This is a genomic window from Serratia sp. CY76391, from assembly GCF_052166695.1.
Taxonomy (GTDB): Bacteria; Pseudomonadota; Gammaproteobacteria; order Enterobacterales; family Enterobacteriaceae; genus Serratia; species Serratia nematodiphila.
This window is the reverse complement of record NZ_JBJNOJ010000008.1, coordinates 293,064-309,325: the sequence shown is the minus strand read 5'-3', so window position 1 is coordinate 309,325 and position 16,262 is coordinate 293,064. Positions and strand designations below refer to the sequence as shown.

At 61.3% G+C, this 16,262-nt stretch carries 14 protein-coding genes and 1 riboswitch; of the genes, 6 read left to right on the top strand and 8 right to left on the bottom strand.

Annotated elements, in window-relative coordinates; genetic code table 11:
- Positions 1 to 16 precede the first annotated feature (16 nt).
- Positions 17 to 862: an inositol monophosphatase family protein gene (locus tag ACJ8PN_RS16715; protein ID WP_442535086.1), complete on the top strand. Its 846-nt coding sequence runs from the start codon at positions 17 to 19 to the stop codon at positions 860 to 862.
- On the opposite strand, the gene ACJ8PN_RS16710 is transcribed toward ACJ8PN_RS16715, so the two are convergent.
- The 5 genes from ACJ8PN_RS16710 to ACJ8PN_RS16690 form a co-directional block, all read right to left on the bottom strand.
- Positions 805 to 2,181, bottom strand: coding sequence for a cation diffusion facilitator family transporter (locus tag ACJ8PN_RS16710; protein ID WP_442535085.1), 1,377 nt, complete (start codon positions 2,179 to 2,181; stop codon positions 805 to 807). The genes ACJ8PN_RS16715 and ACJ8PN_RS16710 overlap by 58 nt on opposite strands.
- 26 nt (positions 2,182 to 2,207) lie before the next feature.
- Positions 2,208 to 2,387 carry a hypothetical protein gene (locus tag ACJ8PN_RS16705; protein WP_004938106.1) on the bottom strand — a complete coding sequence of 60 codons (180 nt, stop codon included), beginning with the start codon at positions 2,385 to 2,387 and terminating at the stop codon, positions 2,208 to 2,210.
- 107 nt (positions 2,388 to 2,494) lie between these two features.
- Complete coding sequence (mgtS, locus tag ACJ8PN_RS16700) at positions 2,495 to 2,578, bottom strand: protein MgtS (protein WP_369803928.1); 84 nt, start codon at positions 2,576 to 2,578, stop codon at positions 2,495 to 2,497.
- 138 nt (positions 2,579 to 2,716) lie between these two features.
- Positions 2,717 to 3,739, bottom strand: a complete 1,023-nt coding sequence (locus ACJ8PN_RS16695) for a magnesium transporter (RefSeq protein WP_048323604.1) — start codon at positions 3,737 to 3,739, stop codon at positions 2,717 to 2,719.
- 75 nt (positions 3,740 to 3,814) lie between these two features.
- Positions 3,815 to 3,988, bottom strand: a riboswitch (M-box (ykoK) riboswitch).
- 142 nt (positions 3,989 to 4,130) lie between these two features.
- Positions 4,131 to 5,750 (bottom strand): ABC transporter substrate-binding protein, encoded by a 1,620-nt coding sequence (locus ACJ8PN_RS16690; protein WP_442535084.1) that lies wholly within the window; start codon positions 5,748 to 5,750, stop codon positions 4,131 to 4,133.
- Positions 5,751 to 6,161: 411 nt separating this feature from the next.
- On the opposite strand from ACJ8PN_RS16690, the gene ACJ8PN_RS16685 reads away from it, so the two are divergent.
- Genes ACJ8PN_RS16685 through ACJ8PN_RS16675 form a run of 3 tightly spaced genes read left to right on the top strand, consistent with a single transcriptional unit; the run spans position 6,162 to position 9,829 of the window.
- On the top strand, positions 6,162 to 7,178 hold the full coding sequence (locus tag ACJ8PN_RS16685; RefSeq protein ID WP_318161137.1) for an iron ABC transporter substrate-binding protein: 1,017 nt from the start codon (positions 6,162 to 6,164) through the stop codon (positions 7,176 to 7,178).
- Between the two features lie 33 nt (positions 7,179 to 7,211).
- Positions 7,212 to 8,795 carry an ABC transporter permease gene (locus ACJ8PN_RS16680; RefSeq protein WP_411260759.1) on the top strand — a complete coding sequence of 528 codons (1,584 nt, stop codon included), beginning with the start codon at positions 7,212 to 7,214 and terminating at the stop codon, positions 8,793 to 8,795.
- The gene (locus tag ACJ8PN_RS16675; protein WP_351108573.1) at positions 8,792 to 9,829 is read left to right on the top strand and encodes an ABC transporter ATP-binding protein; all 1,038 of its coding nucleotides are present in this window, start codon (positions 8,792 to 8,794) and stop codon (positions 9,827 to 9,829) included. Before ACJ8PN_RS16680 ends, ACJ8PN_RS16675 begins: the two co-directional genes overlap by 4 nt.
- Positions 9,830 to 9,861: 32 nt before the next feature.
- Here the strand turns inward: ACJ8PN_RS16675 and ACJ8PN_RS16670 are convergent, their stop codons facing one another.
- Positions 9,862 to 11,358 (bottom strand): alpha/beta hydrolase, encoded by a 1,497-nt coding sequence (locus ACJ8PN_RS16670; RefSeq protein WP_351108576.1) that lies wholly within the window; start codon positions 11,356 to 11,358, stop codon positions 9,862 to 9,864.
- 221 nt (positions 11,359 to 11,579) lie between these two features.
- Between ACJ8PN_RS16670 and ACJ8PN_RS16665 the strand changes: the two genes are divergently transcribed.
- Both ACJ8PN_RS16665 and fusA read left to right on the top strand, forming a co-directional pair.
- The gene (locus ACJ8PN_RS16665) at positions 11,580 to 11,828 is read left to right on the top strand and encodes a glycine zipper domain-containing protein (protein ID WP_004938127.1); all 249 of its coding nucleotides are present in this window, start codon (positions 11,580 to 11,582) and stop codon (positions 11,826 to 11,828) included.
- 226 nt (positions 11,829 to 12,054) lie between these two features.
- Entirely contained in the window at positions 12,055 to 14,160 is a 2,106-nt protein-coding gene (fusA, locus tag ACJ8PN_RS16660) for an elongation factor G (RefSeq protein ID WP_197763531.1), read from the top strand.
- 27 nt (positions 14,161 to 14,187) lie between these two features.
- Here fusA and ACJ8PN_RS16655 read toward each other — a convergent pair whose 3' ends face one another.
- Entirely contained in the window at positions 14,188 to 15,156 is a 969-nt protein-coding gene (locus tag ACJ8PN_RS16655) for a DMT family transporter (RefSeq protein ID WP_442535083.1), read from the bottom strand.
- Between the two features lie 98 nt (positions 15,157 to 15,254).
- Entirely contained in the window at positions 15,255 to 16,082 is an 828-nt protein-coding gene (locus tag ACJ8PN_RS16650) for an AraC family transcriptional regulator (RefSeq protein ID WP_171454073.1), read from the bottom strand.
- Positions 16,083 to 16,262 lie beyond the last annotated feature (180 nt).

The window sequence follows — 16,262 nt, the reverse complement described above, 5'->3', positions numbered from 1 at the left end:
TGGAATACTGCCTGCCATGACGTTACTTTCCCCACGGGACATCGAGGCGCGCTACCGCTTCGCGCGTGAGATCGCCCGCGCCGCCGCCGATCTCGCCTTCAGCTTTTATCAACGCCGGCAAAGTCTGGCCGTCGAGTTTAAACAGGGGCTGCAGGACGTGGTCAGCGAGGCCGACCGCCGAGTCGAGGCGCTGATCCGCCGTATGATCAACCGTCGGTTTCCCCTGGATGGGTTTCTCGGCGAAGAGAGCGGCAGCAGCGGCGATAACGCCACCTGCCTTTGGGTCGTCGATCCGATCGACGGCACCGCCTGCTTCCTGAACGGGCTGCATACCTGGTGTATCGCGATAAGCGTGGTGATCGACGGTGAACCGACGATCGGCGTGGTCTACGATCCCAATCACCGCGAGATGTTCCGCGCCTGCCGCGGCCAAGGCGCTTTCCTCAACGGGGAACCGATCGGCGTGCATGCCGGGCGCAGCGTCGCGGATGGCGTGATGGGCGTTGGGATATCACCGCGTGCCTCGGCGGCGGAATTCAGCGGTTTTCTCTGTCGCCTGCTGCAGGCGGGCGGCATGTTCGTGCGCAGCGGCTCCGGCGCGTTGATGACCGCCCAGGTGGCCGCCGGGCGCATGCTGGGCTATTACGAACCGCATATGAACGCCTGGGACAGCCTGCCTGGGCTGGTGCTGACGCGCGAAGCCGGCGGCGTGGCGAATGACTTTATGCACCACAACGGGCTGCGACGCGGCAACCCGCTGCTGCTGGCCAACGCGGCGCTCTATCCGCAATTGGCCGAGCTGATTCAAACGCCGGGCTTGATCGGCTCGACGTGCCCTATCGCGCGCGTGATGGCCGGGTAAAGCGCGCGCAGCCGCCGCTCGACCCGATCGACCGCATCGTGCGCGGCGGCGATGGTTACCGCCGGCGACACCCGGCAGTGGAAGTTGACGATGATGCCGCCGTCGGTCCTGCGCGCGCGGATGTTATGGACGTCTTGCACCTTATCCCCCTGCTCCAGCGCCGACTGCAAAATCAGCCGGATATCGGCCAGCTCGGCGGCGGAAACATCCTCGCTGGCCAGCCAGTGCGGCGTCTGCGGCTCCAGATGGGTCTCTATCTCGGTGTCCTCGCCGATCGCCTGACGCAGGATCCCTTCTATCTCCGTGGCGATATCATGCGCCTGCGCCACGCTGGCGTTGGCCGGCACCGCCAGATCCATGCCGATCGCCATGTGCGTCGGCAACTGCTGCAAGGTGACGTTCTGCACCTGCGCGCCGTGATTGGCGGCGATCGCCCGAATGCGCGTCGCCATGTCTTCGTCGCTGCGTGTCTGCGGCACCGCGATGACGGTAAACTCCGCCTTGGCATACAGCTCCCGCAGTCGTTCGACGATTTCTCGCTTGAGCGCATCGATGCGCTCCAGCGGCAAGGTGCGGCACACCGCCACCGTGATCTCGACAAACAGTACGACGCCGGCGTTGCGAATACGCACGCTGTCGCAGGCCAGCACCGCCGGGAAGCTGTCCAGCGTGGCGCGAATCGCCTCGGTGGCTCCGGCCGGGGCGGCATCCATCAGCGAGTCGAAGGAGCGTTTACCCAGTTTGATTGCCGCGACAAAGATAAAACCGGCGACGATCAGCGCGGCGATGGCGTCCGCACGGCCAAAGCCCAGCAGCACAAACACCATGCCCAGCAGCACCACGCCGGACGAAAGCATGTCGGAGAAGAAATGCAGCGCATCCGCCTCCAGCGCCGCGCTGTCGGTCGCCTTGGCGACGCGGTTGAGCGCCCGCACGCGGAAAAAATCGACGCAGATGGAAATCAGCAGCACCGCGATCACCACCGGCGCCGCGACGATCTCATGCGGCTGCCCAAGCAGGCTGCTGCCCGCCTCGTAGACGATCCAACCGGCGGCGCCGAGCAACAGCAACACCTCGAACAGCGCCGCCAGGTTTTCCACCTTGCCGTGGCCGAAGTGGTGATCGTCATCGGCGGGTTTATCGCTGATGCGCACCGCCAGCCAGGTGATGCTGGTGGCGATAAAATCGGTGAAAGAGTGGATCCCTTCGGATATCAGGCCAATACTGCCGGTAAAAATGCCGGCGACGAATTTGCCCGTGGCCAGCAACCCGCTGGCGATCATCGAGTTTCTGGCCACGGCCTGTTTTTCATTTTGCATGATGCTGCTCACATTCGGACGGTGATTTATTTTTTTACTTTAGAGGATAATTGCCAGACAAAGGCGATCAGCAGCATACTGCCAGAGAAAGTCAGCATGAGGCTAGTAAGAAAATTGGATTTTCCGGTGGAATAAAAATAAATCTCATTCACCCCCACCGAAATCATTAAAATGGCGTAGAGCAACCCCAGAATAAGAATCGTCATTATTATCAACTCCCGTATCAGGCCGCGCGTTCAGCGCGCCGCTAAATCCTCCCCATAATAAATAGCGGTTACGGGGAGGATGCATCTAGGCGGATCTTTAGCGTTCATCAATCATCCCATTTGGTGCTCATATAGGCCGCCAACAGGCCTAGTGAGCTGATCATTGCCAGGAATCCCATAAAAATAGTCATGTTTCCCATTATTTTGTCCTCAGGTTAAATGTTATCGATAAAATCCCCTTGCGTTAAATATCGGGGTTGGTCGGCGTCCATGATTTTTAACGTCCTCCTCAGGTTTGTCACATTTCCGCCCTTTACGGGCGGAGCGGTTTAAATACCCAAAACGTGCTGGGCGATTTTGAAATAAATAATCAGGCCGGTGCCATCGATAAAGGTGGCGATAAACGGCGCCGACACCACGGCAGGATCGATGCCGAGACGTTTCAGCAGCATCGGGATGATCGACGAAACAATGGCGCTCCACACGGTGATCGCCACCAGCGACAGGCTGACCACCAGCGTCACCTCCATGCCGACGCCCATGATCCAGGCGCGCACCCAGGCCGCCAGGCCGATGGTGACGGCGATCAGCAGCGAGGTCGTGACCTCCTTGCGGATCACCGCGCCCAGGTTGCGCAGGCTGACCTCTCCCAGCGCCATGGCGCGCACCAGCGTCGAGGTGATCTGGGTGCCGCTGTTGCCGCCGGTGCCGATCAGCAGCGGGATAAAGAACGCCAGCGCAATCGCCGCTTCGAGCTGATCTTCGAACGCTTTCAGCACGTTGCCGGTGTAGGCTTCAGCGACGAACAACATCAGCAGCCACACCGAGCGTTTGCGCCACAGCGCCCACGGGCTGGTCTCCAGATAAGGCTTGTCCAGCGGCAGGCTCGCGCCCTGACGCTGCGCGTCTTCGGTGTTTTCATCCTCGACCAGCCGGGCGATCTCGCGCTCGCCCAGTACGCCGACCAGCGTGTTATTGGCCACCACCGGCACCACGTCCAAACCGCCTTTGCCCAGCAGATGCGCCACGTCGTTGCGGTCATCGTCGGGTGAAACCTGGAAATAGCTGTAATCCATCATTACGCCGACGGCTTTATCCTGTTCTTCGCACTGCAACAGTTTTTTCACCGACAGTGTGCCGCGCAGATGATAATCGTCCGCGGTAATAAATACCCGGCTGGGAATTTCGTCCGTTTTGAGCTGCGAAAGTAAATATTCCCGGGCATGATTGACCGTCATCGTTGCGGGAACGGTAATAAAATCGGCGTTCATATAACCGGCGACCGAAGTCTCGTCGAGAGTTTCAGTCGCGTTCAGCGCCGGAGAAGAAGAGTGTTGATGTGACTTGATCATTTTGTCAGTCCCTATTTCTGTTGTGAACTTCAACAGCGAATCGCATAGGGGCGTAACCACAGAGGGAGTGCAGACTGCCTATCTCCGCGTCCAGGTTTTAGCACTATACAACGTATCCGAGTTGTTGCTCGGAAGTTACTTTGGGCTGAACCTTAATCCGATAAAGCCTGTCTTAACCTTGGGCATCTCTCGATGTCGTCAGATCAGTAACCTGTGTTTGTATAGGAGCCTCGCCAAACGAGATACTGCATATAAACTACCGGCGCAGTATAGGCGTTGTTTTATCCGGCGGGAAGAAAAGATTGCCCGTCGTTTATGGAGTATTTAGGATAATGTTAATTAAACGGCCATTTATAAAAACGGCTGATATAAATCAGCCGTTTTTTATTTTTCAGTGTTCGAGAATGTAGACGTTTTTATCGTATAAGGCGCCCTGACGAGTAAAGTCGATCCCCTTCACGTAAGGTTTGATGAGCGTGGCGTTGGCCTCGTAGTACACCGGCGCGACCGGCGTATCGACGGCCAGCACCGCCTCGGCCTGCTGGAAATACTGCTGTACCTGCTGCGGTGTCGGCGCCGCCGTCGCCTGATGCAGAATGCGATCGTACTCCGGATTGCGGTATTTGGGGCTGTTCTCGCTGCTGTCGGAACGGAACACGTTCAGGAAAGTAGACGGATCGTTGTAATCCGCCAGCCAGCGGGTAAAGGCCACGCCGTACTGCCCGCGGTTGATATTGTCCAGCGTGACTTTGCGCTCCTGGCTTTGCAAGGTGGCCTCTGCGCCGAGGTTTTTTTTCCACATGGCGGCGGCGGCGATGACGATCTTCTTGATGGTGGCGTCATTGCTGTACAACACGGTAAAGCGCAGCGGATGCTCGGCGTTGAAACCGGCCTGCGCCAGCAGTTGCTTCGCCTGGGCGTGGCGTTGTTCCGGCGTCAAACCGGCCGCGGCGCCGGGCTGCAGGCTATAGCCGCCCGCCCCGGTTGGGGTAAAGGTCCAGGCCGGCTGCTGGCCGTATCCCAACACTCTGCCGGCGATAATCTCTTTGTCCAGCGCCAGGTTCAGCGCCTGGCGCACCCGCACGTCGTTAAACGGCGCCTGGCGGTTGTTGAAGGCGAAATAGCTGGTGGAGAGCAGCGGATAGGTCACCAGCTGTTGCTCGCCGAGCGTTTTTTTCAGCTGCTGATACAGCTCCGGCGGCGTGGTATACCCCAATTCAACCTCACCGGCGCGAAAACGCGCCACTTCAGGGAAGCCCTGGATCGGCAAGAAGGTGACCTTGTTGAGCACGGTATTGGCGTTATCCCAATACTGCGGGTTACGTTCCACCACCACCTTTTCGTTCACCACCCACTGGCTGAGGCGGAACGCCCCGTTGCCGACAAAGTGCGCTGGCTGCGTCCAGTTTTTGCCGTACTGCTCCACCACCTTGCGGTTAACCGGCAAAACCGGGAAATGCACCAGTTGCTTGAGCAGATAGGAATTAGGCTCCGACAGCGTCACCTGCAGAGTGTGCGCATCCAGCGCCTTGACGCCCAGCTCGCTCGGCGGTTTGCTGCCGGCGTTGATCGCCGCCGCATTCAGCACGTAGGCCGAAGCCAGATAGCTGCCGTACGGCGAGGCGGTTTTCGGATCGGTGAGGCGCCGCCAGCTGTAAACGAAATCGTCGGCGGTCACCGGATCGCCGTTCGACCATTTGGCCTGCGGCCGCAGATGGAAAGTCCAGACGTTGCCCTGATGCTCCCACGTCTGCGCCAGTGCCGGGATCACTTCGCCGTCTTTTCCGACGCGCAACAAGCCTTCGAACAGATCGTTGAAGATGTAGAACTCCACATTGCTTTCGGCCAGGTTTGGATCCAGCGTCGCCGGTTCATACCCGTTGGCGCGCACCAGTTCTTGCACCGCCGCCAGTTTAACGCCTGCCGGCACCTCGGCGGCATGGGCAGCCGTAGCGTTAAAAGCCAGGAGGATTAAACCAGCCAGTTTCTTGCCATTAAATGAATATTTCACGTCGATATCCCTGATTAGTGTTTTATCGCGTTTAATATGCAATGAGGCAGTGGAATAAATTAAATCATTAATCGCTATGAGTCATAACCAAAAGCGGTGTTGAATTTCTTTCATTATCAAAGAAGTACTGGCAACAGAACGATGAAAAACACGAGGATAAACGCGGAGACCGGCATTGCCGTCAGGAACGCCGTGAACCGGCGGTGACATAAATTCAGGCAATCAATACAGATTATTCCAGCCGAAGCTTAACTTATCCTTAGGGCAATTCATTTTGTGAGCGATCGTCAAAAATAATTTAATACGAATCGTTTTCACTATCATTATTGATGTTCTTGGCTAAAATCGGCCTGCTTGCGCTCGCCAGGCGATATTCGTTTTCTTCATTCGAACGCTAAAAAGGATAACTGCATGAAGCTGCGTATTTCATCTCTCGGTCCCGTCGCCCTGCTCGCCTCCTCGATGATGCTGGCCTTTGGCGCTCAGGCGGCCTCCGCCGACCAGGGCATCGTTATTTATAACGCCCAGCATGAAAATCTGGTGAAATCCTGGGTCGACGGATTTACCAAAGACACCGGCATCAAGGTGACGCTGCGCAACGGCGGCGACAGCGAGCTGGGCAACCAACTGGTACAGGAAGGCAGCGCTTCACCTGCCGACGTGTTTCTGACGGAAAACTCCCCGGCGATGGTGTTGGTGGATAACGCCAAGCTGTTCGCCCCGCTGGATGCCGCCACGCTGGCGCAGGTGGAACCACAATATCGCCCAAGCCACGGCCGCTGGATCGGCATCGCCGCCCGCTCTACCGTATTTGTTTATAACCCGGCCAAACTGAGCGACGCGCAGCTGCCGAAATCACTGCTGGATCTGGCCAAGCCGGAATGGAAAGGCCGCTGGGCCGCTTCGCCGTCGGGCGCCGATTTCCAGGCGATCGTCAGCGCGCTGCTGGAGCTGAAAGGCGAGAAAGCCACGCTGGACTGGCTGAAAGCGATGAAAACCAACTTTACCGCCTATAAAGGCAACAGCACGGTGATGAAAGCGGTCAATGCCGGCCAGATCGACAGCGGCGTGATCTATCACTACTACCCGTTCGTGGATGGCGCGAAAACCGGCGAGAACAGCAACAACATCAAGCTGTATTACTTCAAACATCAAGATCCGGGCGCCTTCGTCAGCATCTCCGGCGGCGGCGTGCTGGCTTCCAGCAAGCATCAGCAGCAGGCGCAGGCGTTCATCAAGTGGATCACCGGCAAACAGGGCCAGGAAATCCTGCGCACCAACAACGCCTTCGAATACGCCGTCGGCGTCGGCGCGGCCTCCAACCCGAAACTGGTGCCGCTGAAAGATCTGGACGCGCCGAAGGTAGATGCCGCGCAGTTGAACAGTAAGAAAGTTGTCGAACTGATGACCAAGGCCGGCCTGCTGTAAGGCCCGCCGGCAAACCGAGAGTTTTTGATCGTTATGTCAAACCTGAGTACCCACGCCGCGCAGACCGCGCGGCGTTATTCTGTTGTCCCCCGTCACCCGCGGCCAGGGGCGATCGTGGTGGTCAGCGCCGTGTTGCTGTCGCTGCTGGCGCTGTTGCCGCTGGGATTCGTTATCGGCGTGGCGGTTGAAACCGGCTGGCAAACGGTCAAAGCACTGGTTTTCCGCCCACGCGTGGCGGAACTGCTGTTGAATACTTTGTTGCTGGTGGTGCTGACGCTGCCGATTTGCGCCGTGCTGGGCGTGGCCCTGGCCTGGTTGACCGAACGCACCACGCTGCCGGGCCGCCGTCTCTGGGCGGTATTGGCGACCGCGCCGCTGGCGGTGCCGGCCTTCGTGCAAAGCTATGCCTGGATCAGCCTGGTGCCGTCGATGCACGGCCTGGGCGCAGGCGTTTTCATCTCGGTGCTCGCTTACTTCCCGTTTATCTACCTGCCGGCCGCCGCCGTGCTGCGCCGCCTGGATCCCGGTATCGAGGACGTCGCCACCTCACTCGGCTCCCGGCCGCCGGCGGTGTTTTTCCGCGTGGTGCTGCCGCAGCTGAAGCTGGCGATCTGGGGCGGCTCGCTGCTGATCGCTTTGCACTTGCTGGCGGAGTATGGCCTGTACGCCATGATCCGTTTCGATACCTTCACCACCGCGATCTTCGATCAGTTCCAGTCGACCTTCAACGGCCCGGCGGCCAACATGCTGGCCGGCGTGTTGGTGCTGTGCTGCCTGGGGCTGCTGTTGCTTGAGGCGATAAGTCGTGGCCGCGCACGCTATGCCCGCGTCGGTTCCGGCAGCGCCCGCAGCCAAACGCCGCGCCGCCTTTCGCCGCCGCTCGCCGCGCTGGCGCTGCTGCTGCCGATCGCGCTGACTGCGCTGGCGTTGGGCGTGCCTTTCATCACCCTGGCCCGCTGGCTGTGGCTGGGTGGATTCGAGGTGTGGCGCAACGCCGAGCTGTGGCCCGCGCTGTGGCAAACGCTGTCGCTGTCCGCCGCCGGCGCGCTGCTGATCACGCTGTGCGCCATTCCGATGGCCTGGCTGTCGGTACGCTATCCGGCCCGGCTGTATCGGGTGCTGGAAGGCTGTAACTACGTGACCAGCTCGCTGCCCGGCATCGTGGTGGCGCTGGCGCTGGTGACCATCACCATTCACAGCTTCCGGCCGATTTACCAGACCGAAATCACCCTGCTGCTGGCGTATCTGCTGATGTTTATGCCGCGGGCGCTGATCAATCTGCGCGCCGGTATCGCACAGGCGCCGGTGGAATTGGAAAACGTGGCGCGCAGCCTGGGCAAATCGCCGGCGCAGGCGTTGTGGAGTACCACGCTGCGGCTGGCGGCGCCGGGCGCCGCTGCGGGCGCTGCGCTGGTGTTCCTGGCGATCGCCAATGAACTAACCGCCACGCTGCTGCTGGCGCCGAACGGCACTCGCACGCTGGCCACCGGCTTCTGGGCGCTGACCAGCGAGATCGACTACGTCGCCGCCGCGCCTTATGCGCTGATTATGGTGGCGCTGTCATTGCCGCTCACCTGGCTTCTTTATTCTCAATCTAAACGCACGGCGGGACTATGAGCACGCTCGAACTGCACGGTATCGGAAAATCTTACAACGCCATCAGAGTGCTGGAACACATTGACCTGCAGGTTACCGCCGGCAGCCGCACGGCGATCGTCGGCCCTTCCGGCTCCGGCAAAACCACTCTGCTGCGCATCATCGCCGGCTTTGAAATCCCCGACGGCGGCCAGATCCTGCTGCAGGGGCAAGCCATGGGCAACGGCGGCGGCTGGGTGCCTGCACACCTGCGCGGCATCGGCTTCGTTCCGCAGGATGGCGCGCTGTTCCCGCACTTTACCGTCGCCGGCAACATCGGTTTTGGCCTCAAGGGCAGCAAACGCGAGAAACAGCATCGCATCGAGGCGTTAATGGAGATGGTGGCGCTGGATCGCCGTCTGGCGGCCCTGTGGCCGCATGAACTGTCCGGCGGGCAGCAGCAGCGGGTCGCATTGGCGCGTGCTCTGTCGCAGCAACCGCGGCTGATGCTGCTGGACGAGCCGTTCTCGGCGCTGGATACCGGCCTGCGCGCCGCCACCCGCAAAGCGGTGGCCGAACTGCTGACGGAGGCCAAAGTAGCGTCGATCCTGGTCACCCACGATCAGAGCGAGGCGCTGTCGTTCGCCGATCAGGTAGCGGTGATGCGCAATGGCCGGCTGGCGCAGGTGGGCGCGCCGCAGGATCTTTATCTGCGCCCGGTCGATGAACCGACTGCCAGCTTCCTTGGAGAAACGCTGGTGTTGACCGCCGAACTGGCGCACGGCTGGGCCGACTGCGCACTGGGGCGCATCGCCGTCGACGATCGCCAACGCAGCGGCCCGGCGCGCATCATGCTGCGCCCGGAGCAGATTCAAATCGGCTTGTCAGATCCGGCGCAGCGCGGCCAGGCGGTGATCACCGGCATTGATTTCGCCGGCTTCGTCTCTACGCTCAACCTGCGGATGGTCGCCGGCGGCGCGCAAATCGAGATCAAAACCGTCAGCCGCGAAGGCCTGCAGCCTGGTTCTCAGGTCATTCTCAACGTGATGGGCCAGGCGCATATTTTCGCCGGCTGACTCACTTAAGGCCGGGCTGCTCCCCGGCCTTCTCAGCGGCAAATCTTGTCGCGGCGCGGCTTTTTCGGCGCCAGCAGATAATCCACCACGCTTTCGTCAACGCAGCTGTCGATGCCGTTCAGCGCCAGCGTATGCCCGTCGCGTTCGCGGGTGATCAGCGGGCTTTTAAAGGCGGTGGCCATCACTTGCGCGTTGCGGTACGGGGTGGTCGGATCGTAGCGCTGGGCGACGAACAGCAGCGGCGGCAACGCGGCGGACGCCACCGGGGTGTGCGGCCGATCTTTGCCGCGGTACGGCCACAGATCGCACATTTCCAGCGGGTATTCGTGCAGCGGCAGATAGTGGGCATACAAAGCGGCGGTATTGATCTCCTGCCGCTGCCGGCGCAACAGCTGCGGATCGGCCGTCGGGTTGGCGACGTCGGCGCAGGTGATGACGTTCAGGGCGTCATCGGCATCCGGCGAATAGCTTTCGTCGATCAGATCGGAAACCTGCTGCCCGGCGATGCCGGCATCGAGCTGGCGCAGCACGGTGGCCAGCTCATGCCAGCGCTCCGGCCACAGCAGCAGCGAACGCGTGACCGTCAACACGTCGTCGGCGGAGATTTCATAGCCTGCCGCAGTGACGAACGGCTGCTCGTGCAGCTTGCGCAGCAAGGCGTGATAGCGCTGCAGCGCCTGATTGGCGCCGCCGCCCAGCTGACAGCTGTCGGTTTTACCGCAGTAGGCGGCGAAGCGCAGGAAGCTTTGCTGGAAACCCCGTTCCTGGTTCAGCCGCTGGGTGAAATCGTCCTCAGCCAGATCCACCACCCCGTCGAGCACCAGCGCCCGCGTTTTCTTCGGAAAACGCTCGGCATACAGCGCCGCCACCTTGGTGCCGTAAGAGTACGCCACCGCCGTCAGCCCTGGCTCGCCCAGCGCGTGGCGGATCGCATTCAGATCGTTGACCGCTTCGTCGGTGCCGATATGTTGCAGCACGTCCGCGCCGGTCTGTTTGATGCAGGCGGCAATCAGGGCCCGCGTCTGGTTCTCCGCGCCGGCCACGTCGTTGTCGTCCGGTTCAGGGAGTTCGTCACCTTCGGCCAGCTGGCAGGAGATTTTCGGCGTCGATTGGCCGACGCCGCGCGGATCGTAACCGATGATGTCGTAGGATTTACGCAGCCTGGCGACGTGGGCGTCGTTGCCTAAATAGGGGTTGATGCCCGGCAGGCCCGGCCCGCCGCTGATCGTCACCACGCTGCCCTTTTTCGGCCCGGTGGCGGGCAGCAGGGTCAGCGCCAGGCGCACGGTCTGTTCGCCCGCCTGCACGGTATGAGCGGGCGGCGTGGCGTACGCCAGCGGCACCTCGAGATAGCCGCAGCGCAGCCCCGGCGGCGGCGGCTCATCGAACCAGCGCTGAAAGCCGCTGTTGAGACAAGATTGCCAACGAATGCCGTTCCCGGCCGCCGCCCCGTGGAGCGCAGGCTTGGCCTGAGCGGGCAACGCGGCGGCAGTCGCGGCGAGCAGCGCCAGAATACGCAGTACTGACATGGGGAGTCCTTTCAACTCAACGAATCGGTCAAAGGGTAACGGTACCCGGTTAAACCGCTAGCCAATAGAACACAAAAAGCCGCGCGGGTGAAGCCGTCACCGCGCGCCCGACAAGACTTTTCTCTGCTCGGATTGCTCTTATAACGCACAGAATGCTGCAAAAAACGTCGTTTGCCTGCTAGGCTTAGGGTTCATTATCCCACAAGGAACAGGAGAGCAGCATGTTTGGAAAAGCGGAAGACAAAGCCAATGAAGCCGCAGGCGCGGTAGAAGAAGCGTTCGGCAAAGCCGTTGATTCGCCGGAGCATCAGGTGCGCGGCGCGGCGCGCAAATACGCCTCCCAGGCCAGCTATGCCGCCCGAGACGCCGCGGACAGCGTAAGAACGCAGGTGGAAGCCAACCCGCTGGCCGGCGTGGCCGTTGCGGCGGCGGTCGGCATCGTTTTCGGCTTCCTGCTGGGACGCAAATAAGCGGCGAACGCGCCGCTCGACAACAGGCCCGTTACGGGCCTTTTTTTCGCCTGCGTGCAAACTTTCATCTATCACAGCCATCGCTTAAAAAAAACAACGCCTTCAACTACGATTAGTTTGTGACCAGAGCGAGGCTCTGCGATCCGACGGATAACCCTATGAGGATTATCACCATTATCCATGCTGTTTAAGCCGCTCTCCTTCACGCGGCTAAGAAAGGTTGATTATGGCTCGCACCACCCCTATCGAACGTTACCGCAATATCGGCATCTCCGCGCATATCGATGCCGGCAAGACCACCACCACCGAGCGGATTCTGTTTTACACCGGGGTCAGCCACAAGCTGGGTGAAGTGCATGACGGCGCGGCGACCATGGACTGGATGGCGCAGGAACAGGAGCGCGGCATCACCATCACCTCGGCGGCCACCACCTGCTTCTGGAACGGCATGCAGCATAACTATCCGCAGCACCGCATCAATATCATCGATACCCCCGGGCACGTCGATTTCACCATTGAAGTGGAACGTTCGATGCGCGTGCTGGACGGCGCCGTGATGGTTTACGACTCGGTGGGCGGCGTGCAGCCGCAGTCGGAAACCGTCTGGCGCCAGGCCAACAAGTACAAGGTGCCGCGGCTGGCGTTCGTCAACAAGATGGACCGCATCGGCGCGGATTTTTTCCGCGTGCGCAAAATGATGATCGAGCGCCTGAAAGCCAACCCGGTGCCGATCGTTATCCCCATCGGCGCCGAAGACCGCTTCAGCGGCGTGGTGGATCTGGTGCGGATGAAGGCCATTCTGTGGGACGAGGCCTCGCAGGGCATGAACTTCAGCTTCGAAGAGATCCCGGCAGAGCTGCGCGATTCGGCGCAGGAATGGCGTGAAAACATGATTGAGGCCGCCGCCGAAGCCTCGGAAGAACTGATGGAGAAATACCTCAACCAGGTGCCGCTGAGCGAAGAGGAGATCGTCCACGGGCTGCGGGTGCGCACCGTCGCCGGTGAAATCCAGCCGATGCTGTGCGGCTCGGCGTTCCGCAACAAAGGGGTGCAACGCATGCTGGACGCGGTGATCGAGCTGATGCCCTCGCCGCTCGATGTGCCGCCGATGGAAGGCCACGGCGAACACGATGAAATCATCACCCGCAAAGCCGACGACAACGAAAAGTTCTCGGCGCTGGCGTTCAAGCTGATGACCGATCCGTTCGTCGGCCAGCTGACCTTCGTGCGCGTCTACTCCGGGGTGCTGGCCAAAGGCAGCAGCGTTTACAACCCGATCAAAGGCAAAAAGGAGCGCATCGGCCGCATCGTGCAAATGCATGCCAACGATCGTAAGGACATCGACGAGCTGCACGCAGGCGACATCGCCGCCTGCGTCGGCCTGAAGGACGTCACCACCGGCGATACGCTGTGCGATCCCGGCGCCATCATCACGCTGGAGCGCATGACCTTCCCCGAGCCGGTGATCGCCCAGGCGATCGAGCCGAAAACCAAGGGCGACCAGGAGAAAATGGGCATCGCGCTGCAGCGCCTCTCTTCGGAAGATCCGTCGTTCCGCGTGCGCACCGATGAGGAATCCGGCCAAACCATTATCTACGGCATGGGCGAGCTGCACCTGGAGATTATCGTCGATCGCATGCGCCGCGAGTTCGGGGTGGAGACCACCACCGGCAAGCCGCAGGTGTCGTACCGCGAAACCATCCGCAAACGGGTGGCCGATGTGGAAGGCAAGTTCGTGCGCCAATCCGGCGGCAAGGGGCAATACGGCCATGTGGTGCTGACCGTCGAGCCGAACGAACCCGGCAAAGGCTTCGAGTTCTTCGATGAGATCAAGGGCGGCGTCATTCCGGGCGAGTTTATCCCGGCGGTGAAAAAAGGCGTGCTCGAGGCACTGAACAACGGCGTGCTGGCCGGTTACCAGGTTGTGGACGTCAAGGTGCACCTGACCTTCGGTTCTTACCATGACGTCGACTCGTCGGAACAGGCGTTCCGCATGGCGGCGATCTTCGGCTTCAAGGAAGCTTGCCGTCTGGCGGATCCGGTGATCCTGGAGCCGATCATGTCGGTGGAGGTAGAAACGCCGGAGGATTACGCCGGCAACGTGATGGGCGATCTCTCCTCACGCCGCGGTCTGGTGCAGGGCATGGAAGAGATCCCGGGTGGTGGCGGCAAGGAAATTCGCGCCAAGGTGCCGCTGTCCGAGATGTTCGGCTACTCGACCACCCTGCGTTCGATGTCGCAGGGCCGTGCCACCTACACCATGGAATTCAGCCACTACGCCGAAGCGCCGCGCAACGTGGCCGAAGAGATCATTCACCACAGCAAGCGTTAACCCCCGCGCCCGCCGCTGCGGCGGGCGTCACCTCGGCTTGTCCTCCAACGCCACCACCACCGGCTGCGGCTTGATGCGCATGGCGTACACCACGCCGGCGATCAAACAGACGATGCCCGCCAGCGTCAGCAACGGCGGCCAGGCCTGGCGCAGCAGAAAGGTATACGCCAACCCCGCCAGAATTTCGAACACGATGAGCGGCCCCACCAACACCGTCGGCAGCCGCTGGCTGGCTTCGTTCCAGCACAGCGCCCCCAGCCAGGAGCAGAACACGCCGATGATCAGCATCAGCGGAATAAACACCTCAGGGCGCGGGCCGAACGGCAAGGCGAACGCCGGCTCGCTCAGCGCCAGCTGGCCGCAGACCGCCAGATAGCCCAGCAGCGCCAGCGGCAGCGTCACCAGCCCCTGCGCCGTGGCCCAGGTGGCCGGCCGCTGCGTCGGGTTCTCCCGCAGCCAGCGTGAATTGCGCAGCGGGAACCAGGTCCAGCATGCCACCGCCAACACGGCCAGCCCAAGACCGATGAGATAGCGCCAGCCGTCGATCGATACCGCATTGCCGCGCAGCTCGGCGACGTTCACGCACGCCAATCCACAGACGATCAGCAGCAGCGCCGGCGCCAGCTTGCCCCAGGCCAGGCGCCCGTCGTGCCGGCCGTAAAACAGGTTGGCGCAGATGGCGATCACCACCGGCAAGGTGCCGATGATCATGGTCGAGACCGGCGCGCCGGTGCGCTGAATGGCGCTGGCCAGGCACAGGTAGTACAGCAGATTGCCGATGGCCGTCAGCTTGAGCGCTTCCCACCAATCCTGGCGCCGCAGCTTGCGCAGACGACGACGATCAAACCAGGCCAGCGGCAAGGTAATCAGCCCAAAAGCCAGATAGCGCCCGGTGGACTGCAGCGCGGCGGGATAGTCCGGTACCAGCAGCGGGCCGACGAAAATCAGTCCCCACATCAGCCCGGCGGCCAGGGCAAACACAACGCCAATGAACATAACGACTCCGACAAACGGCCGGCGCGGCCAACCCGCCCGACAAGACAGCGGCAGAGTAGCGAAAACGCGGGGAGGAATTATTGTAGCAGGTTGCTGTTTTAGCCCAATTTCACCTGTTTCTGGAAACGCACCGGCGTGACGCCGTAACGGTTAGCGAACGCGCGCGTCAGGTGCGCCTGATCGGTCAACCCCGCCGCCGCCGCCACCTGTGCGGCGGGCATGCCGCGCTCCAGCATGCGTTTAGCCTGCGACAACCGGATCGCCATCAGCATCTGCTGCGGCGAGACATGATATTCAGCCTTGAACCTGCGCTGGAAATGATAGGGGCTGAGCGAGACCAGATCGGCCAGTTGGTGGAGGGTTATGGCCTCGGCGTAATTATCGTGCAGGTAGCTTTTCACCACCTCGAAACGGTGCGCCGCCTCGGCTTTCTCTCGCTGCCCGGTGCGGATGTGCGGGTGCAGCAACTCGACGGCCTCCAACAGCAGGCCGTCGAGCGTGAGCGGATCCTCGGTTTGCCACAGCATGGCAAGAATGGCGGACAGGCGCTGCGCCGCCCGCGGATCGTGACGCACCGCATCAGTAAACCACTGGCTCCGATCGCCGGACAGCTGCTCCAGCGCCTCGGGCGCCAGATAGAGCATGCGATAACACCAGCCGCCCGGCGTTTCGGCTTCGCCGGTATGCAGCTCATCCGGGTTCATCAGTACCAGCGCGCCCGGCGCCGCCAGGTGCTGCGCCCCGCGATAGCGAAAACGCTCGGCTCCGGTATCTACGGTGCCGATGGCGAAGGCGTCGTGGGTATGCGGCTCGAAGGCATAGCGCTCAATGTGCGCCTGATAGAGTTCGACGCCGGGCAGATGCGACAAATGCCGGAACTGCGCGCAGTCCTTCTCGAACGGAAACTGTTGTGGAACCCCTTGCACCAGACCTCCTCATCCGTGCTGACAATCTGCTCAGCATAGCCAAAACATCGCCGGTTGAGTAGCCGCCCTGGTCCTTTCGTGCCCCTCGCCTGGACGATCGCCGCCATTCGGCGTAGGGTTAAGGTCCCTGTCCCATTCAGACGCGCCGCATCGCAAAACTCAGCGGCCCCTGACCACTCC